The 24,108-nt window shown below is 65.2% G+C and carries 18 protein-coding genes and 2 tRNA genes; 1 reads left to right on the plus strand and 19 read right to left on the minus strand.

The window, feature by feature from the left end:
• Positions 1 to 235: 235 nt before the first annotated feature.
• The 14 genes from ACYCVF_RS11950 to ACYCVF_RS12015 all read right to left on the minus strand — a co-directional run bounded on the left by ACYCVF_RS11950 (position 236) and on the right by ACYCVF_RS12015 (position 15,872).
• Positions 236 to 1,621: a TolC family outer membrane protein gene (locus ACYCVF_RS11950; RefSeq protein WP_459596453.1), complete on the minus strand. Its 1,386-nt coding sequence runs from the start codon at positions 1,619 to 1,621 to the stop codon at positions 236 to 238.
• 203 nt (positions 1,622 to 1,824) lie between these two features.
• A complete protein-coding gene (locus tag ACYCVF_RS11955) occupies positions 1,825 to 2,487 on the minus strand; it encodes a protein-L-isoaspartate O-methyltransferase family protein (protein WP_459595722.1) in 663 nt (220 codons plus the stop codon).
• A 135-nt stretch (positions 2,488 to 2,622) separates the two neighbouring features.
• Positions 2,623 to 2,802, minus strand: a complete 180-nt coding sequence (locus tag ACYCVF_RS11960) for a hypothetical protein (RefSeq protein WP_459595723.1) — start codon at positions 2,800 to 2,802, stop codon at positions 2,623 to 2,625.
• Positions 2,803 to 2,992: 190 nt separating this feature from the next.
• A tRNA-Asn gene (locus ACYCVF_RS11965) sits at positions 2,993 to 3,067 on the minus strand.
• Between the two features lie 139 nt (positions 3,068 to 3,206).
• Complete coding sequence (locus ACYCVF_RS11970) at positions 3,207 to 3,575, minus strand: hypothetical protein (protein WP_459595724.1); 369 nt, start codon at positions 3,573 to 3,575, stop codon at positions 3,207 to 3,209.
• A 206-nt stretch (positions 3,576 to 3,781) separates the two neighbouring features.
• Positions 3,782 to 5,482, minus strand: coding sequence for a flotillin family protein (locus ACYCVF_RS11975; RefSeq protein ID WP_459595725.1), 1,701 nt, complete (start codon positions 5,480 to 5,482; stop codon positions 3,782 to 3,784).
• A gap of 23 nt (positions 5,483 to 5,505) precedes the next feature.
• Complete coding sequence (locus tag ACYCVF_RS11980; protein WP_459595726.1) at positions 5,506 to 6,165, minus strand: OB-fold-containig protein; 660 nt, start codon at positions 6,163 to 6,165, stop codon at positions 5,506 to 5,508.
• Positions 6,166 to 6,175: 10 nt separating this feature from the next.
• On the minus strand, positions 6,176 to 7,339 hold the full coding sequence (locus ACYCVF_RS11985) for a PspA/IM30 family protein (protein ID WP_459595727.1): 1,164 nt from the start codon (positions 7,337 to 7,339) through the stop codon (positions 6,176 to 6,178).
• 966 nt (positions 7,340 to 8,305) lie between these two features.
• The gene (locus ACYCVF_RS11990; RefSeq protein ID WP_459595728.1) at positions 8,306 to 8,689 is read right to left on the minus strand and encodes a RidA family protein; all 384 of its coding nucleotides are present in this window, start codon (positions 8,687 to 8,689) and stop codon (positions 8,306 to 8,308) included.
• A gap of 13 nt (positions 8,690 to 8,702) precedes the next feature.
• Positions 8,703 to 11,033, minus strand: coding sequence for an acetamidase/formamidase family protein (locus ACYCVF_RS11995; protein ID WP_459595729.1), 2,331 nt, complete (start codon positions 11,031 to 11,033; stop codon positions 8,703 to 8,705).
• 160 nt (positions 11,034 to 11,193) lie between these two features.
• Entirely contained in the window at positions 11,194 to 12,435 is a 1,242-nt protein-coding gene (locus ACYCVF_RS12000) for an acetamidase/formamidase family protein (RefSeq protein WP_459595730.1), read from the minus strand.
• 43 nt (positions 12,436 to 12,478) lie between these two features.
• Complete coding sequence (locus ACYCVF_RS12005) at positions 12,479 to 14,101, minus strand: amino acid ABC transporter permease/ATP-binding protein (RefSeq protein WP_459595731.1); 1,623 nt, start codon at positions 14,099 to 14,101, stop codon at positions 12,479 to 12,481.
• Positions 14,102 to 14,300: 199 nt separating this feature from the next.
• A complete protein-coding gene (locus tag ACYCVF_RS12010) occupies positions 14,301 to 15,221 on the minus strand; it encodes an ABC transporter substrate-binding protein (protein ID WP_459595732.1) in 921 nt (306 codons plus the stop codon).
• Between the two features lie 390 nt (positions 15,222 to 15,611).
• Positions 15,612 to 15,872 (minus strand): hypothetical protein, encoded by a 261-nt coding sequence (locus ACYCVF_RS12015; protein WP_459595733.1) that lies wholly within the window; start codon positions 15,870 to 15,872, stop codon positions 15,612 to 15,614.
• Positions 15,873 to 16,126: 254 nt separating this feature from the next.
• Between ACYCVF_RS12015 and ACYCVF_RS12020 the strand changes: the two genes are divergently transcribed.
• A complete protein-coding gene (locus ACYCVF_RS12020; RefSeq protein WP_459595734.1) occupies positions 16,127 to 16,333 on the plus strand; it encodes a hypothetical protein in 207 nt (68 codons plus the stop codon).
• A gap of 68 nt (positions 16,334 to 16,401) precedes the next feature.
• On the opposite strand, the gene ACYCVF_RS12025 is transcribed toward ACYCVF_RS12020, so the two are convergent.
• The 5 genes from ACYCVF_RS12025 to ACYCVF_RS12045 all read right to left on the minus strand — a co-directional run bounded on the left by ACYCVF_RS12025 (position 16,402) and on the right by ACYCVF_RS12045 (position 24,077).
• Entirely contained in the window at positions 16,402 to 16,548 is a 147-nt protein-coding gene (locus tag ACYCVF_RS12025; RefSeq protein ID WP_459595735.1) for a hypothetical protein, read from the minus strand.
• Positions 16,549 to 16,738: 190 nt separating this feature from the next.
• Positions 16,739 to 16,812: transfer RNA gene (locus ACYCVF_RS12030), tRNA-Cys, on the minus strand.
• A 243-nt stretch (positions 16,813 to 17,055) separates the two neighbouring features.
• On the minus strand, positions 17,056 to 17,787 hold the full coding sequence (locus tag ACYCVF_RS12035; protein ID WP_459595736.1) for a tRNA-uridine aminocarboxypropyltransferase: 732 nt from the start codon (positions 17,785 to 17,787) through the stop codon (positions 17,056 to 17,058).
• A gap of 36 nt (positions 17,788 to 17,823) precedes the next feature.
• The gene (locus ACYCVF_RS12040; protein WP_459595737.1) at positions 17,824 to 20,928 is read right to left on the minus strand and encodes an efflux RND transporter permease subunit; all 3,105 of its coding nucleotides are present in this window, start codon (positions 20,926 to 20,928) and stop codon (positions 17,824 to 17,826) included.
• Entirely contained in the window at positions 20,928 to 24,077 is a 3,150-nt protein-coding gene (locus ACYCVF_RS12045) for an efflux RND transporter permease subunit (RefSeq protein ID WP_459595738.1), read from the minus strand. The genes ACYCVF_RS12040 and ACYCVF_RS12045 overlap by 1 nt, the downstream gene beginning before the upstream one ends.
• Positions 24,078 to 24,108 lie beyond the last annotated feature (31 nt).

Genomic DNA, 24,108 nt, shown 5'->3' on the forward strand with positions numbered 1-24,108 from the left:
TCCGGACGGGAAGCCCGTCATTTTCGTCGCGGCAGCCCGACTTGTCCCCAGATCACGGCTCGACGTGCAGCGGTGCGCCCCAGCCCCAGCACTCGACCCGTTACGCACACGACATCAATGCGGGGCGAATCGACCCGCAACATCTTGGCAAGGCTACGTCAGGGATTTTGGCGATTGCAAGCAAAGCACCGGTCGACCTCGGGCGTTCGCGAGGTCGACCGGATGATTGCGGGGATCAGCGCCCGTCGGGCGTGCGCACGCCGGCCCAGCTGTCGCGGACCTGATGATAGTGAACGCTGGCGTCGTAGGTTGTAGTCGGCAGGCCAAGGACCTGCGGCGATAGACGGCCGACGGCACTCAGCACGGAATAGGACGCAACAACGCGATCGTGCTGTGCGGTGACGAGTGCGACACGCGCATTGACCAGCGCCTGCTGCGCGTTGAGCACGTCCAGCGTGGTGCGCTGGCCAGCCTTGGCCTCTTCACGGACGCCGTTCAACGCGATCTCCGAGGCGGTGACCTGTGCCTGTGCGGACTGCACTTGCGCCTTGCTCGCCTGCAACTGGCCCCAGGCCTGCACGACGGTGGCACGAGCCTGATCGCGCGTCGTCTCCAGGTTCAGGCGCTGTTGCGCAAGGTTCTCCTTGGACTGACGAATCAACGCGTATTCTGCGCCACCCTGATAGAGCGGAGCCGAGAGCTGCGCGATCGCAGAGGCTCCGAACGAGCGGTATTGGATCAGGGACTGCTCGAAGGCCTGGGTGACGGATGCCTGCAGGGTGACCGTGGGCAGCAGCGCGCCTTCGTTGATCTTCACCTGAAGATAATTGACGTCGATACCGTACATGCTCGCCGTGACGTTGGGGTTCTCGACGAGCGCGAGATCAATCGCGGCTGCGAGCGTCGGAGGCAGGAACCGATCGACAGGCGAGCCTGGGGCGAGGTTCGTCGGCTCGTTACCGATGATGCGCCGGAAGTTCGCCCGCGTCGTGGTCAGATTTGCTTCGGCAGTAAGCGCCTGCGTCTTGCCGGCAGCCAGTTGCGCCTCCGATTGCGCGACGTCGGTGCGGGTCACCTCGCCGACGTTGAAGCGGTCACGGGTCTGTTTCAGCGTCTGCTCGAGCACGCGTACGTTGCTCCGCTGGACTTCCAGCGTGGCGGCGTCGCGCAGGTAATCCATGTATGTGGTCGCAGCCTGGAGCAGGACGTTTTGGTCAAGCACGCGCAACCCTTCGCGGGCTCCGGAGACCTGGCTTTCGGCGGCGCGCGTCCGGTTGGCGGTTTGATTGCCATTGTACAATGTCTGGGAAGCAGTCAGTCCTACGCTGCGGGGAATGCCGGTACCGTTAATGGGGTCGCTGTTGCTGGCGCTCTTGAAGTCCGAGTACTGGTAACCAGCGCTCGCCGTCAACGAAACCCTCGGGCGGTAGCCCGACAAGGCCTGAGGCACGTTTTCGTCAGTCGAGCGCACCTGGGCACGCTGTGCGTTGAGCTGCGGATTGTTCTGATAGGCGCGCACCAGCGCGGCATTGATCGTATCCGCCAAGGCAGGCGTCGGCCCGGCAAGCGCCAGCAGCAGGACCGAAACCGCAGCTCCGGTGAAGAGCTTCACCCCATGCATCCCTGAAATTCCGTTCATTCTAACGTCCGGCTCGTGCCCGCGAGCTGGATTACCGTCTACGAGTGGAGTCATTGCCCCGTCGCAACATAGGACGGGGTCAAGCGCGACGGAACTACCTGAGGGCAGTTCTCAGTGGAAACTCTTCACGTGCAGCATCCCGGCCACACTTCTGATTCAGAACGGGATTTTAACGGGCTTTGGGCTCAGAAGACGAAGGCAGCCGCCCGTTCCAGCCCGGGCAGGACCGGGGCGGCGGCGTCGAACAGCGCCCTATGGCCGAATTCGCCATGGGTACGGGTCACGATGGTGGCGCGGGGCGGCCTGGACTCGGCCGAGACCCCCACCAGACGCCCGCCCTCCTTCAGCTGCCCGAGCAGAGCTTCCGGCATCACCTCGGCAGCGCCGTTGAGGGCGATCACGTCGTAGGGTGCGGCAGAAGGGTCCCCGTCGGTGCAGGCGGCCGCCTTGCAGGTGACGTTGGCAAGGCCCAGGGCGGCAAAGGCATCCCTGGCCTTGGCGGCCAAAGCCGAATCGCATTCGGTCGCGGTGACCTGCCGCGCGAGCTTGGCAGTCAGCGCGGCGAGGTAGCCGCTGGCACAGCCGACGACCAGCACATTGTCTTCCTCTCCTATTTCGGCGGCCTGGAGCAGCTTGCCCGTCAGCGCGGGCTTGATCAGAAACCGCTTGGCGCCGCCTTCGCTGACGTCGAGATCGAGGTCGAGGTAAGCAAGTGCCTGCCTGCCGGCCGGCACGAAGGCTTCTCGCGGAACCGTAAGCATGGCATCGAGAACACGACGGTCGGTGACGTCACTGGTACGCACCTGGCCATCGACCATTTTCTGGCGCGCGGTCGAAAAACCGGACATGAGCGGACCCTGCAATGCGGACGATGCCGCGGAGGAAATTCGCGGCATCTTTGGAACATGCTCGGTCAAAACGCAACATGGCCGTTGGCCATGATCAGGCTTCCGCAACTCCTCCAATCGACCGGCCGGCCAGTCTCATTCGATCGCCACTGCAAGGCGGCCGATCAGAGCGGCGACCTCGTCCAGCCGCGCCGAATCCTGCGTCTCGACCGCGCGCGCCAGATAGGCGAGGCATTCGTCGTCGCTGAGTTCGGGAACACCAGCGGGTAGAATCGAGGGAGCCATGTGCGAGCGGTCGACCTGGATATCTGGCATCGGAATCAGCTCCATAAATGTCCGGCCGGCCAATGGTCGATGTGAATTGGGTCGATTTGGCGCCGCACGTATGGCATGCGCGCGCCCGCGCACACTTGTGATCAGAGGCGCCAACGTTCAAGGAATGGAACAATTAGATCGGACGCCGCATGAGAATACGAGCGCAAGACATTGAATTGTCAGTAAGATTTGGCTCCCCGGGCTGGATTCGAACCAGCGACCATCCGATTAACAGTCGGATGCTCTACCGCTGAGCTACCGAGGAAAAGGCGAACCGTTCGTTCGCGCGCGGCTGCGTATAACAAAGCCGCTTGCGCTTGCAAAGGACGAATTCGTCATCATCCGCAACGCGCCAAAAGGAGGGGCCTGGAATGCCCCCTCCTCCGATCATGTCGGCCAAAACACTACTCCGCGAGGAACGAGGTGGTCTTGGTGCCTGAGTCGTAGCGCAAGCGGAGCGCAGTGAGCTTGCAGAGGTTGACGTTCTTCCACAGCACGGCGTCGTCATAGTTCTGCCAGTCGACGCGGATGTTCCAGACACAGCCTTCGTCATCATCGTCGAACTCGACATAGGTGCTGGCCTGGTTCTGCAACACCTTGTCGAGCTCGTTGTCCCATTCGTCCAGGCCATCGTCCGGCCCATTGAAGCCCAGGAACTTGATGGCATAGCCGGTCTCGTTGACGACCGTGACGTTGCGGGCATCGGCCGCAAGAGACGGCGCGGCGGCGATCGAAAGGCCGATGGCGATGAGCGCGGCGGGAAAATGCTTCATGTGAAATTGCTCCGATCGAAACAGGTCCCGGCATCTGACGTGATCGACGCAGGCGCCGCGGCGAACAAGGCGTTTGCCTCAAGACTGGTCCGGAGCGAGATCGAACGGCTCAGCACGCGATCGATCTGCGCTCCGGAACGTCGCGCGACGCGAGACGCGCCCAGCCTGTCTATCGATTCGAATTCTCCGCAGCAATGAACGGGCGTTCATAGATCGGCGGCGCTTGCTTTCTCCGGCACTGGCGCCGGCACGGCCGCGCCGTTGCTCTTGCCCGTCACGGCGCCAACCAGCGCCTTGACGGGATCGTCATCCGGCGCAAAGCCGCTCTGGCGCAGGATCTCGTCGATCATCGGGCGCAACGCGTGCACCTTCAGAAGCTCACCCGCGAGCCCTTCGCCGAAGCCGACATTGCCGGCGCCGGCACCATTGCCGTTGCCGCCGAACGCGCCGCCGGTGTGCAGGATGCGGACATCCTTCAGGTTCGCGATCGGCTTCACCATCTCGGCGAGTGCCGAGGGCATGGTCTCGATCCGCTTCTTGGCGATCTCGAAATCGATCACGTTGCTGCCGAGCTTGTTCTGAGCCTCGTTCTTCATCGTGATTACGGCGGCCTCGGCCTCACCGATGTTACGGACACCGACGGCCTTGATCTTGTTGGACTCGGCTTCGGCCGTGGCCAATGTCGTGATGGCTTCGGCGCGGTCGAGTGCCGCCTTCTTCTCGGCTTCGGCAGCGACGACCACCTCGGTCGATTTGCGCTCGGCTTCGGTACGCGCGGCGAGCACCTGGGTGAGACGGGCGCGATCGGCGACCTCGACGGCGCGCGCGGTGACGACCTTTTCCTCAGCGGAGACGGCGAGCGCTTCGGCGGTCTTGGCTTCGGCGACGGCTTCCGAGGTCTCCTTGCTCTTGGAAGCGATCTGGATCTCGTTCTCCTGGGTCGCGATCTGGATCTCGCGCTGAGCGTCGGTTCTGCGCTTGTTGATCGCCAGATCCGACTCGATGACAGCGGTCTCCTTGACCTGCTTGGCACCCGCCTCCTTCTCGGCAACCGCACGATCGGTGTCGATGCGCGCGTTCTCCTCGGTCAGGCGCGCGGTTTGCGTTGCGGTTGCGACCTCGGCGCGGGTGCTTGCGGTCTTGTTGGCGATGTCGCGCTCCTGCGAGAGCTCGGCCTCTTTCTTGGTGCGTTCGATCGTCAGCGTCTGCTGGCGCGCCTCGAGGTCCTTCTGCGCGATTGCCACCTCGTTGTCGCGCACGATGGCGTTGCGGTCGCGGCGGCGGGTTTCGGTGACGGTCTTGAGCTGGGTGAGGCCTTCGGCGTCGAAGAAGTTTTCCGGGTTGAAGAACTTGACGTCAGTCTGGTCGAGTTTCGTCAGGGACACCGATTCCAGCTCGAGGCCGTTCGACTTGACGTCGGACTCGACCGTGGACTGCACGTGCTTGACGAAATCCGAGCGCTTCTCCTGGAGCTCCAGGATGGTCATGGTCGCCGCGACGGATCGCAGGCCATCGACGAATTTCGCCTCGACCTGATTGCGCAGCGCCTCTGCGTCGTTCGTCAATGCGCCGAGCGTCTGGCTCGCGAGCGCGATGCTCTCCTCGTCGGGACGGACGCGCACATAGAACTCGGCGACGATATCGACGCGCAAGCGGTCCTTGGTAATGAGGGATTCCCGCTCCTTGCGCTCGACGGTGAGACGTAGCGTCTTCAGGTTGACGCTTGCATAGGAGTGGAAGATCGGCAGGATCATGGCGCCGCCGTCGAGCACAACCTTCTTGCCGCCGAGCCCGGTGCGTACGAACGCCTCGTCGCGGGTGGCGCGCTTGTAGAGAATGGTGAAGACGATCCCCAGAACGACGATCAGCGCGACGCCGATCATGGCCGGGACTGCGATGTCGAACATGACTTTCTCCGATAATGGACGTGCTAGCTGCTTAGACTGGGCTTGGAAGGTTTGAGTTCATCGTCGGCCTTCACCGCCACGAAGCGGGTGCCGTCGCGATCGACCAGGAGAACCATGGTTCCCTGCGACAGCGGCGATGATGAAGGTGCGGCGACCGCCGACACGAAGTGACGGTTGCCGTGGACGTCGGCAACGCTGACGCGGCCGGGCGGCCCCTGGTCGAGCGGACCGACGACGACCTCACCGACCCGGCCGACGAGATCGCCGAGGCCGACGGCGTAGCTCTCGTCCTTGGGAATGACCCGCGCGATGGTCCGGCTGGCAGCGCGGACCAGCGGAACCGATGCGGCGACCGCCCCGATCGAGGCGACCGTCGCCGGCAAGGGACCGGCCACCATCCGCGCGATGTCCTGGATCAGGAAGCCTGTGATCGAGAACGCGCCCAACAGCAGCAGCAGGAAGATCAGCAGCGGTACGCCGCCGACATTGATCCACGAGATCGCGTTGATCACGCCGTTGTCGCTGGGGTGACCGAAGTCGATGTTGGTGCCGAGCATTTCGCTGAGCGAAGCCCCCACCAGCATCGAGACCACCTCGATCGAGCCGACGATGACGATCATGGCCGCCGCGATCGCAAACGGCCTGACCTCCGGAGACATGACGTGTTCGAGCAGCGCGCTCATGACACGGTACTCAGGAGCCCGACTTCAACCGGGCCAGCCTCGCTGCAATTTCCTTGTCGCGATGCAACGTGCTGAGCTCGTCGATGTCGCTCGAATAAGGGATGCCCGGCGGCACGCCGGTGGCCCGTGCCACCGCCTTGCCGGCGCGCAGCGCCTTGGCGGCCGCAGAAGCGCCGCCTGGCTTCCGGGGCGATGTCGAGGCCTGCTGGCTTGCGATGGCCTCGCTCTTTTCGAGATCGGCGCGACGCTGCTCGGCATCCTGGAGGGCCGACAGCACGGCGCGCAGCGACGTCACGGATTGATCGATCTTCTCGTTGTTCTCGTCGATCGCGCGCGAGAGCACCTCGAACTGCGCCTCCAGATCCATCTGCCGCGCGATACCGGCACGGGCGAGATCGTCGCGCCCGTCTGCAATCGCGCCCTCGATCTTGGCGGCGAGATCAGTCATCGCGCGCTCGATCTCGCTGCGGCGCGCGTTGAGGCGGTATTCCTCGGCCCGCGCGGCCGCGAGTGCATCGCGCGCTTCGCTCTCGGCGCGTTCGATCTCGCGGATGGCCTGTGCGACCACCTTGAGCTTGTTCTTGCCTTCCGCCTGCTCGATCGCGTCATAGGCGATCCCGGCGATCAGGCGTCCGACCCGGGACAGGAAATTGTCGGGGGTGGCAGCGATGGTATCCATAGCGTTCTCCTCCTCTGGCAGAGTGTTCGGCGTGACGCCGTAGTGAACTTCGAAGCCGTCATCGGTACGGATGAGGTGCGCGGGCGCGCTCTGTCCCCAGCCCTCGGCATAGCCCGCGTAGTCGAAGGGCACGTTGAAGCGGCCCTGCACCGTCGCGATCGAGATGGTGGCAGGCCCCTTGATCTTGGCGAGCTTGTCGTCGAGCGGCAGGCGGCGACCCTGCGCTGCGCGATAGTCCGCACGGTCGCGCAGACCCAGTGTCACCAGACGGGAGGGCAGCGCGGTCTGCTTGCGGATCGGGTCGTAGGCATGGGCGTGGAGCAGGACCACGTTGGAACCCACATTGTGGCTCCGCGCGATCTCGTCGAGAATCTCCATCATGCGGTCATAGGCCTCGAACGTCGCCTCCAGCGCAGCCTTGGCGGCCGGGTCAGGGGCGAGCCGGTAACGCAGCGCGGACGGAGTGTTTCGGGGCGACTGGCTCATGAAAAGCACTAAAGCACCATTTTGGTGCTTTAGGAAGAGAAGGCCGCGATCACGTTCCACTGATCCTACTGCACTCTGCGGTTAGTCGCCGTGGTCCGGGTCCGCGTTCAAGCCAGGCGATCACCTCTAAATCACGACCGATCAAGACTTCATGCACGCGTGAGTTGCAATTTTATGGAATAGCCGGATTGCCTGGAACTCGACGTTCGGGATCGCGGGCGCTCCGCTCGCACTGACAGAGAGTCGCAAGCAAACCCTTCCTCCACGACGCAAATCTCCATCGCAGGCGCACGTACGCGTCTCGCGGCTTGCTTCGCCCGAGCTTTGCTTTGTCTCGTCACCCTCCGATGTCGGAGGGCGCAGGGAAGACCAGGTGCCGGCCGGGCACCCACGGTCCACTGTGCGAAGGTTGCGCTACAAGAGGCTGCACAGCGGCATACAGGTGAAGCCGAACACACGGCCTTCCCTGCGCAGTGGTTTGACGGCTTATGCCGAGTTCTCCCCGGGGAGCGATGCACTATTGCCCCCGTCGCCTTGCAGATGACTGATGCACGTACCCGGTCGGGCAACACACATCACTACAAGACTTGGCGCGCAGGCCCCGGGCGCCAGGACGACACGGTTTTGCCGTACGCTGATAGCACCGGTCGTGTGCGCGACACTTTCGCTCACGGTTTTGCCGCCCTGCGAAGCCCTTCGCGCCGATGCTGCCCGCGTCCACCGCAGCTCACCCCGCGTGTCGTGACGATCGCGATACGCCCCTCTGACCGGGGTGAGGTGCGGCATGAATACGCCGAAGCCGAATTTCGGTAAAGTGGAATATTTTCGCGGAGAAGGATTGACCCGTTGTTTGTGTGTTCCGCCTGTCGAGCAACACAAGGGCTTGTAGCCCGGATGAGCGCAGCGACATCCGGGATTCTCAGCGAACGGCGGTCCCGGATATCGCTGCGCTCATCCGGGCTACGAAAGCTGAATTCACGGCCGCCGGCACACCAAGTCGATCTCGATCAGCGCGTCGTAGGCGAGCCCGGTGACGCCGACGCAGGTGCGGGCTGGCAACCGATCCGGCGCGAAGAACGCGCGGTAGGTCTCGTTCATCGCGGCATAGTCTTCTTTGAACCGCGTCAGATACACGCGCGTCATCACGACATGCTCGAGGCCGAGATCGAGGCCGGCGAGCACCACTTTCAAATTCTCCATCACCGCGCGGGTCTGCGCGACGATCCCCTCGGGCAGCACGCCCGGCGCCTGCGGCGTATCCGGCATCTGGCCGGTGACGAAGACGAAGCCGTCGGTTTCGACCGCGTGGCTGAAGGGCGCGACCGGCTTAGGTCCGCCGCTGATCATGTGGAACTTCACCTGGGTGTCCTTGTTAAGATGCGTCCTGAAACAGGCGCTTGCTGAGGATGGCGTGCACGCCCCAATTGCCGTCGACCACCTGCGTCACGCCGAAATCGACGGCGGCCGACATCAGCGCAATCGCCTCGTCCTCGCTGAGGCCTTTGACGTTCATCAGGAAGCGCCGCATCTTGCGGAAGGCGTCCTTCATGGCGAGGTCGAGCGAGGATTTGGCATAGACCTCGCTCTGGCCCTGCGCGCCGAACTCCGCGAGATAGTTCGGGTGGCTGAAGCCGGTCAGCACCCAATCGGTCCCGGTCTCGATCAGGGGGTAAGAGAGATCGGCGAAGGGCTGACCGGCGAGATCGGCCTTCTTGTGCAGGATCACCTCGAAGGTGCCGGTCATCGAGCATTCGATTGCGGTGCCGCTCAGTTCGCCGTCGCCCTGCGCGGCATGGGGATCGCCGACCGACAGCAGGGCGCCGGGAACCGAGACCGGAAGATAGACGGCCGCCCCCTTCCCCAGCCGCCAATTGTCGAGATTGCCCCCGAAATAGGATGGCGGCACGGAATCGACGAAATCGACTTCGCGCGGCGCCACCGCGATCACGCCGAAATGCGGCCGCAGGGGAATCCTGATGCCGTCGAGTACGGCATGGCGACGCTTGATCGTGGCGGGTGCGACGGGAACGCCGGGGTAATCGTAGGTGGTGTGCACGACGCCGAAGGGATCGGTCTGCGGCTCCCAGCGGTAGGAATAGAGCGCGCGGGCGTGCGGCACCTCGGCGTCGTCGAATATCTCATAGATGGTGACGGCCTCGCGCGGCGTGGGACCGCCGAGAAACTCGTTGTAGTGATAGCCCCACCAGGCCGCGACCGAGGAGCCGAACACACGGCCCGCATGGTTCGGATTGCGGCTCGCCCGCGGTACGATGTCGAGGATGCGCACCTCCAGCACGTCACCTGGCTGGGCGTCCTTTACGGCGACCGGTCCGGTGCAGATGTGCACGCCAAATCCCTCGCCGGCACCGCGGCCGAACACGCTCGCATCCATGGGCCCCGCGCCGCGGCGGTCGACGTTCTTCTTGTCCCGTGTCCAGCCGAACACGCTTTCGGCGGCGACATCGCCGGCGATCATCAGCTCGGGATCGTCCGAGGCGTGCTGAGTCAGCGTCTCGATGGTGATGGTGTCGCCCGAGGCGATCTCGATCTGCGGCGGCAGCGAGCGGCTGAAATAGCCCCAATGGACGCGGCTGGCCTCGACCGGGAGATGGTGATGACGGCGTTCGGCGGTCGTCCGCTCCTCGGCGTCGGCACAGGCGACACTGCTGCGCGTCTCCACGCTCTGATGGGCGCGAAGCTGGGCCAGCGCCTCCTGCGGCCAGCCGCGCTGGCCGGCGACGCCGTGCTGTGCAGTCGCGCGCTCCGCCTCCTGCTGGCGAAACTCGCGCGGTGGCAGGCCGAAGCGATGTCGGAAGGCGCGGCTGAAATGCGCGGAGTCGCCAAAGCCGTAGGCGTAGGCGATCTCCGAGATCGAGCGATGTGCCTCGGTTGGGTTGGATAGGTCGGCCCAGGCGCGCTGGAGGCGGCGCTCGCGAACGTAGTGGGTGAAATTATCCCCGACCGTCTCGAACAGCTTTTGCAGGTAGCGTTCGGAAATTCCCTCGGCCTGCGCGACGCGCGCCGGCACCAGATCGGGATCGTCGAGGCGACGCTCGATGGTCTGGCAGATCCGGTGCAGCAGCGCGGCCTGCGTCGCGCTCGATCCGGCATCGGAGGCCGAGGACGCCAGCTGATGCACGAGCGTCAGCAGCAGATCGACGAAGGATTGCGCAACCGAATTCCATTCGGGATCGCTCAATGTGTCGAAGGTCCGTGCAGTGGCATCGAGCAGACGGGAGAATACATCGGCAAAGCCGCTGGGCGGAACGACGCGGGGCTCGCCGAGCCGCGGCTTGCCCGAGAGGCGCCCGTGCAGCGCCTCCGACGTCACCGACAACACGACGGCGCGCATGTCTCGCTGGAATACGATGCTCCAATCGCCGCTGCGCGGCAGCAGCACGAGATGACCGACGGGAACGATACGATGACCGCCGGCGCTCTTCAGCACCATGCCGTCCTCGACCGGCATCAGCGCGATGGGAAGGTCTTCGCTTGCTCGCGAGAGCGGACCGACGCTCTGCGCGCCCGCAGCCATGCGCGTCAGCGCAACGCCCGCGGCGTACCGGTGCGATGCGGTCGCGTGTCCGTCGAAGATGCTGTGACCACCCGCCGGTTGCAGGCCGACCGCAGCCAGCACGTCCCGCCAGGCGTCGGGGCGGTCGTCTTGCGCGTAGGACTCGCTCGTGAACGGGCGGAAGCTCATCGGATCGACCCAGGTTGCAGTCGATCGAAGCAACCTCTGTGCCAGACGCACGCTATCGTCCGTCGCCGCGACGGACCTAAGATGAGGTTCGTGGGTCACCATCCCATCCTGAAAAATGGGCTGCTCTTCAAAGCGTTAGGGCATGACGACGTGGAGAGATTCAGTCGCACCGGAAGATGTTCTTGCGGATCGTGCCGTGGACGCCCCAATTGGCGTCAACGACCTGGGTGACGCCGAAATCGGCCCCGACCGACATCAGCGAGATCGCCTCGTCCTCGCTGAGGCCGTGCACGGTCATCAGGAAACGGCGGAGCTTTCTGAACGCATCGCGCATCGCACGGTCGAGACTGGAGTGGTTGGCAATCTCGGTTTGCGCATCGGCGCCGAGCGCGGCGAGATAGTTCGGATAGGTGAAGCCGTAGAACGACCAGGCGTGGTCGGTCTCGAGCATGGGATGGTCGAGGCCTTCCAGATTGGTGCCGGCAAGGTCGGCCTTCTTGTGCAGGATGAACTCGAAATCGCCGGTCAGCGAGGTCTCGATCGCGGTGCCGCCGAGCTCGCTGTCGCCCTGCGCGGCGTGGGGATCGCCGACCGAGAAATAGGCGCCGGGGACCGCGACCGGATAGAACATCCGCGCGCCCTTGCCGATGCGCCAGTCGTCGATGTTGCCGCCGGTGTAACTCGGCGGAATCGAGCTGACGAAATCGGCTTCCGACGGTGCGAGGCCCATCGTGCCGAAATGCAGCCGCGCCGGGACCTTGACGCTTGCGAGGATGTTCTCGCGCTTCCTGATGGTGGCGTGGTCGACGCGGACGCCCGGATAGTCGATGGTCGGATGCACGATGCCGTCAGGGTCGGTCTGCGGTGTCCAGACATAATTGTAGACCGCCTTCGCATAGGGCTCGCCGGAGGTGTCCAGCTCGAAGATGGTGACGACCTCGCGCGGCTTCGGCTCCTCGATCAGGTCGTGATAGTGAAGGCCCCAGTTCGCCGCGACGTTGGAGCCGAAGCAGCGGCCGGCATGGCAGGCGCTGCAGCTCGGCCGTGGCCGGACGTCGAGGATACGCACTTCCAGAATGTCGCCGGGCTCGGCACCTTCGATCGCGACCGGTCCGGTGAGAAGATGCACGCCGATCCCCTCGCCTGCGCCGCGGATGAAGGGACCTTCCGTCGGGCCGGAGCCGCGGCGCGCCACGGCCTTGTGCTCACGAGTCCACTGGAACACGCTCTCGGCGCCGGGGTCGCCCTGGATCATCCGCTCGTAATCGTCATTGGCGTGATGGGTCAGCGTCTCGATGGTGGCGCGATCCCCGGAGCGGAGCGTCAGGGCGGGCGCGACTGTCTTGGAGAAATAGCCCCAATGGACGGTTTTCGGCGAAACCGGCAGCGTGACATGCTTCATGAGGTGGCCTCTTCGGGAGTCTTGAACCTTTCGGATGCGCCGCTCATCGCACCGCCTCCGGAGTCTTGTCGGCTTCCATCACACTGAGGAATCGCGCCGTCAGCGGATTGCGGGGATTGGAGAGCACCTCGTGCGCCGGCCCCTCCTCTATGATCGCGCCGCCGCTCAGGAAGGCGACGCGGTCGGCGACCTCGTCGGCAAAGCGGATCTGGTGTGTCGAGATGATCATGGTGAGGCCGTCGTCGATGGCGAGGCGGCGGATCACCTCCAGCACCTCGTTGACCAGCTCCGGATCGAGCGCCGAGGTCGGCTCGTCCAGCAGCAGCACACTTGGATTGGGCGCCAGCGCGCGGGCGATGGCGACGCGCTGCTGCTGGCCGCCGGAGAGATGCCGCGGCAGCGCATCGGCGCGATGCGAGAGCCCGACACGGTCGAGCAGCTCGGCGGCGCGGCGGTCGGCGTCGATGCGGGTCATGCCGTGAACCCAGCGCAGGGGGCCGGCGATGTTCTCCCTGGCCGAGAGATGCGCGAACAGATTGAATTGCTGGAACACCATGCCGACGCCGACGCTGGCGCGCTCATTGGCGATCGCCCGCGGTGACAACAGCTTGCCGTTCTCGCCAAAGCCGAGGCGCCGGCCGCCGACGCGCACGGTGCCGGCGTCCCAGCTTTCGAGGTGGTTGATGCAGCGAAGCAGCGTGCTTTTGCCGGAGCCGCTGGGTCCGAGCAGCGCGACCACTTCGCCAACGCGCACCGTGAGGTCCAGGCCGTCGAGCACCTTCTGCGGGCCGTAGTTCTTGGTGAGGTCCTTGACTTCGACCGCGATGTTGTTGCGCGCGATCGTCGCGGCGCGGCGGGCGCGCTCCTCGCGCGTCAGGGCCAGCGGCGGGGTGGCCGCGAGTTCTGCTGGTGCGGGCTCGGGATCGCCGACGGTCGCATCGGCGAGCTCGAGCTTGGTGACGAGATCGACGCGGCGCCAGGGCAGGTAGTCGGCGAGCTTGCGCTCGCGGCGCGTCGTGCGGTCGAGATCGAGCCACCATTCGACGAACAGCTGGATGACGCTGATGGTGGCGGTCAGTACGAGGTAGAGCAGACCCGAGGCGAAGAAGATCGAGAAGAAGTCGAAGGTCGAGGACGCAAGCTGCGTAGAGCGCAGGGTCAGCTCCTGCACCGCGACCACCGAGGCGAGCGAGGAATTCTTCAGCGCGCTCACCGCCTCGTTGCCGAAGGCCGGGATCATGGTGCGGATCGCCTGCGGCGCGATGATCCTGCGCATCAGCACCGACGGCGTCATGCCGAGCGCCTGCCCGGCCGTCAGCTGCCCGCGGTCCACGCCGAGCACGCCGGCGCGCAGCATCTCCGCGATGAACGGCGCCTCGTTGCAGGCGAGCGCGAGGCCGGCGGCCAGCACCGCCGGCAGCTTGATGCCGATATGCGGCAACGCGTCGTAGGCGAACACCATCTGCAGGATCAGCGGGGTGCCGCGGAAGATCACGGTATAGGCCCTGGCGATCGCCGCCAGGGGCCAGAAGCGGGAGAGCTGCATGCCGGCGAGGATCAATCCGAGGATCAATCCGCCGCCGAGCCCGAGGGCTGTCACCTCGAGGGTGAGTTCGATGCCCGCGAGCAGATACGGCATGCTCAGATAGTGGAGGAACAGCGACATCAGTCGGCAGTCATCAGCGGAATGAGGTTGGCAGAAAGCGAGTGAGCCTGGCTCGGTCCACCTCTTCCATAAGGAGAGGTCGGATCGCATCGTCGGATGCGAGCCGGGTGAGGGATTACGCTGCACCGCATTTGCCGCGCCGCCCCCTCACCCGGCGCTTCGCGCCGGCCTCTCCCCGTCGGGGAGAGGTAAACCGCGCTCAGTCGGCCGTGAGAATTCCCGGCTCCATGAAGTTGTTCACATCGAGCCCATGCTTCTTCAGAAGCGCCATGTGCGTGCCGGCCTTCTGCACCTCGATCAGCGCGGCGAGCACGGCATCGCGGAATTTCGGCTTGTTCTTGGGCACGGCGATGCCGACGGAATACGGGATCGTCACCGCAATCGCCTTCTCCAGCTTGTCCGGATAGGCCTTTACGGCGCTGTCGACGGTGTTGACGTCGTTGATGTAAGTGTCGGCGCGGCCGGCGAGGATCGCCTGAATGCAGTTGGCGTTGTTGTCGTAGAGCTGGATGGTCGGTTCGGGCTTGCCGGCCTTCTTGCACTCCGGGATCAACGCCTGGATCAGGGGCACCTCGACGTAGCCGGTGTTTTCGGCGGCAGCGGCGCCGCACAGCGACAAGTTGATGCCGTTGATCCCCTTCGGATTGCCCTTGGCGACCAGAACGCCGTCGAACACCTTCGAGTAGGTGATGAAGTCGGCAGCCTTGGCGCGCTCCTTGGTGGCGTAGATGTCGGAGATCACGATGTCGGCTTGTCCCGCGGCGAGCGTGGTCAGGAGCGCCGCGAACGTCACCGCCTTGTAGGTCAGCTTGAAGCCGAGACATTCGCCGATGGCTTCGCCGAGATCGATATCGAAGCCGATGTACTTGCTGGGATCCTTGGGATCGATGGTCTCATAGCCCGGCGTGTGCGGGTTGATGGCGTTGACGAGCGTCTTGCCCTTCCAGTCCGGGTATTTCTCCTGAAGCGTGGCGCAGGCGGCGGGCGCTGCGGCCTGCGCGCTCAGCGGTGCGGCGACCACGATTCCGAAAGCGATGGCGGCGCCAAGGATGAGCTTGCGCCGTGGCGATGATGCGCGCGCCAATCCCCGTTGCGCCTGGGGCCAAACCGTCTTTTCCATCTCGCCAGTTCCTCCGAAATGTCATGGCGCCTGCCATGGTCAATGATCAGGAGGAAGCGTGCGGGAGTGCACCGCGAAAAGCTTGTCCGCGGGCGTACAAAAAATTGGATGGAGTGCGCCCGGCATTTGGGCATACCGCTGCACAAAAACTACTCGCAGACCGCTGGACCGGCGCAGATGCGGGGATTCCGAACGCGGGATTTCGGCCGAAGCAGCGATCCGTCAGATCAGGGATCATCGGTGAACGTCGGAAGAGGCATCTGCGGCCGGCATCCGCGGCAGATCAACCGCCCTCCACAGCCTGTCCGCAGCATATCCACAGGCCAGGCATGGCGGATTCGCGAGCCCTTGCGAGGTACTTGCTGCGCACAAATCCACAGGGCGGGCAAATCAGCCGCCGGCTTGGTCGAACACGGAACGGCAAGCCTCGCTGAGGCTCGACCGGTTGCGCCGCAGGCACGCGGTGATGGCACGAACGTTGGGAATCTCGCCGGCGCACAGCCGGTAGACGTCAGGGGTGCACGCACGGCGCTGTTCGGCTGTCCCCTGCGCCTCGGCGACGGAGGCAAACAGCGTCAGGAATAGTCCGACCGTCGAGGCGCCGCGCGCCCGGCTTTTCACGCCCGCAAACCGCAAGAACCTCGCCTTCATGACCAAGTCTCCCGTCCTGCCCTGCCCCGGCCTGCATCGGCCGGTGCGCGCAGGGGTAGGAGAAACAGGCCGCTGCGACCGTGATCTCTTTCACACCCGCCCCGCCGTCGCGGCACGCAGGACCTCGCTCGACTTTCAGGAATCGTTAACCAATCCGGTCCCAATCGCCGGATCGCTAAAATGCGAACGATCGGGTCAATCCGGAAACAAGCGGCCTTTGCGACATTGCGCCATCCGCGTTCTGCGAGGGTGTGATGAGCGAAGTCGAATTCAACTTGCTGCTGGATACGGTCCGAAACGCCATGATCGTTGAAGACTTCGCGTCGGTGGCGGAGGAGAAGTTCGTGTCCCGCTCGTGGAGTTTCGAGGCGGCGCCCAAGGCAACGCCGACGGCTGCGAACGACAACGAGGGCGCCTGGCCCCTACTGCCCTTTCCCGACGATTGGTACGCGGCCTGCTGAGGCGGGCTGCACCGTGAACGGATGCGCCCGCGTCGGATCGCCAGGCACCGCGGCCGGGCGCACAACGATCAATTCTTGACGCGGTCCTCGCCATCCTGCGGCGCCCGCTCGGGCGCAGCCGGCGGAAAGATGCTGTCATAGATCGCGCGCGCCTCACGTATGAGACGAGCCCGGTCCAGCTCGGATTTCGGGACAAATCGGACGATTTCGCCCACGTCTGCTCCAGCGCTCGGTTGACGGGAATGCACCGCTTCGCAGATGCGAAGACCATGCCATCGAGCCTGAATCGCTGGGCTCCGCCAAGCCCCGGGTGAACCCGGTGGGCGCGGTCCGACACGCTTCCGCCACGCGTTCCGCAGAACCCCGGCGAATTTGCATTTTTGATGAAAAATCAGATACTTGGAATGGAGGCCACGACCAGAATTGAACTGGTGTACACGGTTTTGCAGACCGTTGCGTAACCACTCCGCCACGTGGCCCCGTAAGGGCGGAGCAATATAGGGGATGAAGGATTTAGGCAACCCCGACGGGCCGCCTATCCCTTTGCGCCGCCGAGGTTACGGGCCAGAATCTCCCCTGCCGTTCCCGCCGCGGCGATTTCCTTGAACGGTTGCCGCACAGACCGTGCCTACCCTTGCGGTCGTTGCGGCCAGCGTCAACGTGATCCAGAGCGGGCCGATCCATCGCTAGTTTATCGACCAGACGGATGAAGTGGGCCGGTGTCAGGCGCGCTTACGACGCCGGAAGTCGCGCCGGCCCTTTGGGGTAGGCTTGGGAGCCAGTTCCGGCGTCTCCGCCTGAACCTCCCGATAGCGCGTCAGTAGCCGTTCAAAACTGGCGTTCAGCGTCTCGGCGATATCGGGGCGTCGCTCGAGCCCGGCGAGAATCGTCGCCGCGGCCTCGATGGTGGAGAGCCCGTCCTTGCGCGGCTCCTTGCGCAGACGCCCGTAGCGCGAGGGGTGCGCGGGGTTGAGGATCACGCGCTGGCATTTCAGCATCCAGGGATTGCGCCACCACAGCGCCTTGGCCTGGCTCCAGGTCCCGTCGAGCAGCACCACGCCTTCGAGCTTGCCGAGGATCGCGCGCTGGTTCTCCGCGACCTCACCCTTGCGGTTGAGCGCGACGATCTCGCCTTCGGCCTCGAGATCGGCTGCGCGCGCCGAGCCGAGGTAGAGCACGGCCCAGTGCGAGGCGTTCTCGACCGGCCGCCCCAGCGCCTTGGACAGGCTCGGCCAGGACAGACCGACCCGCACTGTGGCATCGGCGAAATGCCTCGCAAGCAGCCGCGCGGTGCCGAGCGCCCTGTCCTGCTCCTGCGGATGCTGGAGGATCAGGAGCGACAGCCGGTTTTCGATCGGCGTGACGCTGTCGCAGATGCAGAGCGGCATCGGCTTCTGGCAGTGCGGGCATTCGGGGATGGGATCGGCCGCGGCCGTACCTGTTGGGCTCGTCATGGGCGCGCTATACGCTTCGCGCGGCGCTTCAACAACCTATTCCGCCGGTGCCGCCAGCGGACGCGGCTCGGACCGCCGCCGCAGGCGGTCGATCAAGAGGTAGATCACGGGCGTGGTGTAGAGCGTCAGGATCTGCGAGACGAACAGGCCGCCGATGATAGTGATGCCGAGCGGGCGGCGCAGCTCCGTGCCGGGGCCGGTCGCGACCACAAGCGGAATGCCGGCGAACAGCGCCGCCAAGGTCGTCATCAGGATCGGACGGAAGCGCGCCTGGCAGGCCTCGAAGATCGCTTCTGCCGAGGACAGGCCGCGCTGGCGTTCGGCGTCGAGGGCGAAATCCACCATCATGATGCCGTTCTTCTTGACGATGCCGATCAACAGGATGATTCCGACGAAGGCGATCACCGTCAGCGGCGTGTTGGTGAGCTGCAAGGCGAGCAGCGCGCCGAGCCCGGCCGAGGGCAGCGTCGAGATGATGGTGAGTGGATGGGCAAGGCTCTCGTAGAGCACCCCCAGCACGATATACATCGCGACCAGCGCGCCTAGGATCAGGAGCGGCTGGCGGCCGCTGGTCCTGGCGAAGTCGCCGGCATTGCCCTCGAAGCTGCCGCGGATGCCCTCGGGCATGTGCAACTCCTCGACCGCGCGCTGGATGTTCTGCGTCGCGGCCTGCAGCGCTACGTCGGGCAACAGGTTGAAGGACACGGTCGTCGAGGGGAACGACTGCGAGTGATAGACCGCCAGCGCGGCGAGCCCGCGCGTCGCGTGCACCACTGCCGACAGCGGCACCTGGGCGTCGCCTGCGCCGGCGACAAAGATGCGGTCGAGGTTGGAGGGATCGACCTGGAATTTCGGGTCGATCTCCAGGACCACCATGTACTGGTTGCGCTGGGTATAGATGATCGAGATCTGCCGCTGCGCGAATGCATTGTTGAGCGCGTTGTCGATGTCCTGAACCCTGACCCCGAGCGCCGAGGCTTTCTGACGGTCGATGGAAAGCGTGAGCTGAAGCCCGCCGGGGTCGCGATCGCTGGAAATGTCGGTAATGCCCTCCACGCTCTCCATGCGTTTGGCCACGATCGGAGCCCACTTCTGCAGCAGGCCGAGATCGGTGCTGGAGAGCGTGTACTGGTAGTCGGAATCGCTCTGCCGTCCCCCGGCCCGCACGTCCTGCGCGGCGAACATGAACAGGCGAATGCCGGGGACGGGATACAACGCGCGCCTGAGGCGGTCGATCACCACCTGCGTCGAGACGTGGTCGCGCTCCTCCGGCGGCTTCAGGCTGATGAACATGGTGCCGCGATTCGATGTCGCCGCCCCCGGCCCGCCTCCGCTGCCGACGGTCGATCCGATCCCGGCAACGGCGGGATCCTGCATCACGATGTCGGCGAGCCGCTGTTGGAGGCTGAGCATCGACTGGAACGAGATGTCGGCCGAGGCGCGCGTCGCGCCGATGATGAAACCGGAATCGTCGGTCGGGAAATAGCCTTTGGGAACCTTGATGTAGAGCGTCACCGTGAGCGCGATCGTGGCAAAAAACACCAGCAGCGTCAGCAGCGGAAATTCCAGCACCGTACGCAAGGTGCGGGCGTAGAAGGCGACGAGGCGCGTCAGCGAGCCTTCGACGATGCGGTCGAACAGGGTCGCGGTGCCCGACGTGGTCTGCCGGATGTAGTGAGCGCAGATCATCGGCGTCACCGTCAGCGACACCAGCGTCGAGACCAGGATGGCGAAGGTCAGCGTCAGCGAGAATTCGCGCAGCAGACGGCCGACGATGCCGTCCATGAAGATCAGCGGGGTGAAGGCGGCGATCAGCGACAGGCTGATCGAAACCACCGTGAAGCCGATCTGCTTCGCGCCTTCCTGCGCCGCCCGGAACGGCCGCATGCCGTGCTCGAGGTTGCGATACATGTTCTCGATCATGACGATGGCGTCGTCGACCACGAAGCCGACGGAGATCGCCAGCGCCATCAGCGACAGATTGTCGATCGAGAAGCCCGCGACCCACATGCCGGCGCAGGTACCGGCCAGCGCCAGTGGCACCGAGATGCCGGCCGCGATCGTCGGGGTCAGCCGCCGCAGAAACAAGAACACCACGGCCATCACCAGGAACGCGGTCGCCAGCAGGGTCCACTGCATGTCCAGCACGCTGGCGCGGATCGTGCCGGTGCGATCGACCAGGGTGGATATCTCGACTCCGGCCGGGATCCACTGCTTCAGCGCGGGGATCAGCGCCTTGACCCTGTCGACGGTGTCGATGACGTTCGCATCACCCTGCTTGGTGATCTGGATCAGCACCGCCGGCTGCTTGTTGAACCAGGCGATCGAGCGCGTGTTGCGGACGGAATCCTCGATGTCGGCGACGTCGGAGAGCCGCACGAAATTCCCATTGGAGCTCTTGATGACGATGTCGCGGAACTCTTTCGCCGTGCGCATCTGCCGATTGAGCGCCAGCGTCTCGCCCTGACGCTCGCCTTCGAAAATGCCGACGGGACCGAGCGGGTTGGCGTTGATGATGGCGGTCCGAACGTCGTCGGTGGCGATACCGGCATTCGACAGCGCGACGGGGTTGAGCTGCACCCGCACGGCCGGCTGGTCGGCGCCGGACACGGTGACGTCACCGACCCCAGGAACCTGCGAGATGCGCTGCGCCAGCACGGTGTCGGCGACGTCGTAGATCGCGCTTGCCGACAGCGTCTTCGAGGTCAGCGCCAGCACGAAAACGGGCGCGCCGGCCGTATTCGCCTTCCGGAAGCGCGGCAGCGTCGGCAGGTCGCTCGGCAAGTCGACCATCGCGGCGTTGATCGCCGCCTGCACGTCGCGCGCGGCCTTGTCGATGTTGCGGCCGATGTCGAACTGGAGCTGGATGCTGGTCGTACCGAGGGTCGAGGTCGAGGTGATCTGGTTGATGCCGGCGATCTCACCCAACCGCCGCTCCAGTGGCGAGGCCACCGTGGCCGCCATCACGGACGGATCGGCGCCGGGCCGGCTGGCGGAGACGAAGATGGCGGGGAAATCGACGTTCGGGACCGAGGCGACGGGAAGGAAATGGTAGGCGACGACACCCAGCAGGAACAACCCGATCGACAGCAGCGTGGTCGCAACCGGCCGGCGGATGAAGGGCTCCGAGATCGATGGCATCACTGCATGCCCTCGGTCGCGCCGGCGACCGGCGGCCCGCCGGACTCGGCCGGCGGCAGCGCCTGCTCGAAGCGGCGGTTGATGCGGTCAAGCGCGAGGTAGATCACGGGCGTGGTGTAGAGCGTCAGCAACTGGCTCAGCAGCAGGCCGCCGATGATCGAGATGCCGAGCGGAAAGCGCAGCTCGGCGCCGGTGCCGCTCTCGATCGCAAGCGGCAGCGCGCCGAACAACGCCGCCAGCGTCGTCATCATGATGGGCCGGAAGCGCAACAGGCATGCCTGCACGATCGCCTCGTTCGGCGACATCCCCCGCCCGCGCTCGGCGTCCAGCGCGAAGTCGATCATCATGATCGCGTTCTTCTTGACGATGCCCATCAGCAGGATGATGCCGATCAGTCCAATCACCGAGAGATCCTGACCGCACAGCATCAGCGCCAGGATCGCCCCGACGCCGGCCGAGGGCAGCGTCGAGAGGATCGTGATCGGATGGATATAGCTCTCATAGAGCACACCCAGCACGATGTAGATCGTGATGACGGCGGCGAGCAGCAACCATGGCTGACCGGCGAGCGCCTTGGCGAATTCTGCGGCATCGCCGGCGTAGACGCCGACGATGCTGTTGGGCATGCCAATGCGGGTCTCGATGGTCTTGACCGCCTCGACGGCATCGCCGAGTGCCGCGCCCGGCGCGAGGTTGAAGCTGAGCGAGACGGACGGGAACTGCGCCTGGTGCGAGATCGCGAGCGGCGCCGTGGTCCGCTTCAGCGTCGCGACGGCCGACAGCGGCACCTGGGCGTTGGGCGCGCCGACGGTGGTGCTGGCGGCGCCGGGCAGATAGAGCTTTGACAGGATCGATGGATCGCGCTGGTACATCGGCAGCGCCTCCAGCACCACGCGGTACTGGTTGGCCTGCCCGTAAATGGTCGAGATCTGTCGCTGGGCGAAAGCGTCGTTCAGCGTATCGGTGATGGCCTGGAGGCTGACGCCGAGCTGGCCGGCGCGGGTGCGGTCGACATCGAGCTGCGCGCGCAGGCCGCCCTCCTGCGCCTCGGAGGAGACGTCCCGGAACAAGGGGTCGCGCCGCATCTCCGCGACCAGCTTGCGCGCCCATTCCGAGACCAGCGTCGCATCGGTGCCGGTCAGCGTGTACTGGTATTGCGAGCGGCTCGACTGGGTCGATATCTGCACGTCCTGCACCGGCTGGAAATAGACGGTCATGCCGGGGATGCCTGATACCCGCTCCTTCAGCCGGGCCACGACGCCCGTGATATCGTCACGCCGCTCGCCGCGCGGCTTCAAGCTCATGACGAGCCGGCCGACATTGGTGGTCGGATTGACCGAGCCCGCACCGATCACCGAGACCACCCCGACGACATCGGGGTCGGCCCTGATGGCGTCGGCCGCCTCGGCCTGTCGTCTCTTCATTTCCGTAAACGACACGTCGGGACCGGCCTCCGTCACCGCCGTGATCGAGGCGGTGTCCTGCAGCGGCAGGAAGCCCTTCGGTGCGACGACATAGAGGACCAGGGTCGCAACCAGCGTGGCGAAGGTCACGACCAGTGTGGCGCGCTGGCGTTCCAGGACCCACAAAAGCGATCTGTGATAGGCCTCGACCGTGCGATCGATGAAGCGGCTGATCGCGGCCAATCCCGGCACTGCCAGCTCCTCATGGGCGTGCTTGAGCAGGCGCGAGCACATCATCGGCGTCAGCGTCAGCGAGACCACCGCCGACGTCACGACCGCGATCGTCAAGGTCAGCGCGAATTCGCGGAACATGCGCCCGACGAGGCCCGACATGAACAAGAGCGGAATGAACACCGCGATCAGCGACACCGTCAGCGAGATCACGGTGAAGCCGATCTCGCTGGCGCCCTTCAGCGATGCGTCCATCGCGCTGTCGCCGTTCTCCATGTGGCGGACGATGTTCTCGATCATGACGATGGCGTCGTCGACGACGAAGCCGGTGCCGATCGTGAGCGCCATCAGCGAGAGATTGTCGAGGCTGAACCCGGCGAAATACATGATGCCGAAGCTCGTGATCAGCGAGAGCGGCAGCGCAACGCCGGCAATCAGCGTGGCGCGCAGCGAGCGCAGGAACAGCAGCACCACCAGCGTCACCAGCACGACGGCAAGCACCAGCGTGAACTGCACGTCGCGCACCGATGCGCGGATGGTGACGGTGCGGTCGGAGACGATGGTGAGGTTCACGCCGGCCGGGATCGCGCGCTGCACCTTGGGGATTTCGGCGCGGATCTGGCTGACAACGTCGATGACGTTGGCGCCGGGCTGGCGCTGGATGTCGATGATGACGGCCGGCGTGCCCTGGTACCAGCCGCCGGTGCGGTCGTTCTCGAGGCCGTCGACGATCTGGGCCACGTCGCCGATGGTGACGGGCGAGCCGTTACGATAGGCGATGATGACGGGCTTGTAGGCGTCGGCGGCGGCGATCTGGTCGTTGGCGGCGATGACGTAGGATTGCTGCGCGCCGTCGAGCGAGCCCTTCGGCCCCGAGACATTCGCGTTGGCAATCGCGGTGCGCAAATCCTCCATGGCGATGCCGTAGGCCGCAAGGCGCGCCAGATCGGCCTGGATGCGCACGGCGGGCTTTAGTCCGCCCAACACCGAGACGCGTCCGACGCCGGAAATCTGGCTCAAGCGTTGCGCCAGAATGGTGTCGGCGATGTCGCTCATGACCCGCAGCGAGATCGTGTCGGAGCGCAGCGCCAGCGTCATGACCGGCGCATCCGCCGGGTTCACCTTGGCGTAGATCGGAGGGTAAGGCAGCGTCTTGGGCAGCACGCCGGCCGCGGCATTGATCGCGGCCTGTACGTCCTGGGTCGCACCGTCGATATCGCGGTTGAGATCGAACTGGAGCGAGATCTGGCTGACACCGAACGAGCTGGTCGAGTTCATCGCCGACAGCGACGGGATCTGGCCGAGCTGCCGCTCCAGCGGCGCGGTGATCAGCGAGGCGATGACGTCGGGGCTGGCGCCCGGAAGCTGCGTCGTCACCTGCACGGTCGGGAAATCGACCTGCGGCAGCGCCGAGACCGGCAGCGCGAAATAGCCGAGCAGGCCGCCGATCAGCAGCGCGATGCCGAGCAGCGAGGTCGCGATGGGCCGGCGGATGAACGGTTCGGAGACACCCATGGGTTTGCCTGCCGCTCAGGCGGCTGTTGTC

It is taken from the genome of Bradyrhizobium cedriense, from assembly GCF_054602315.1.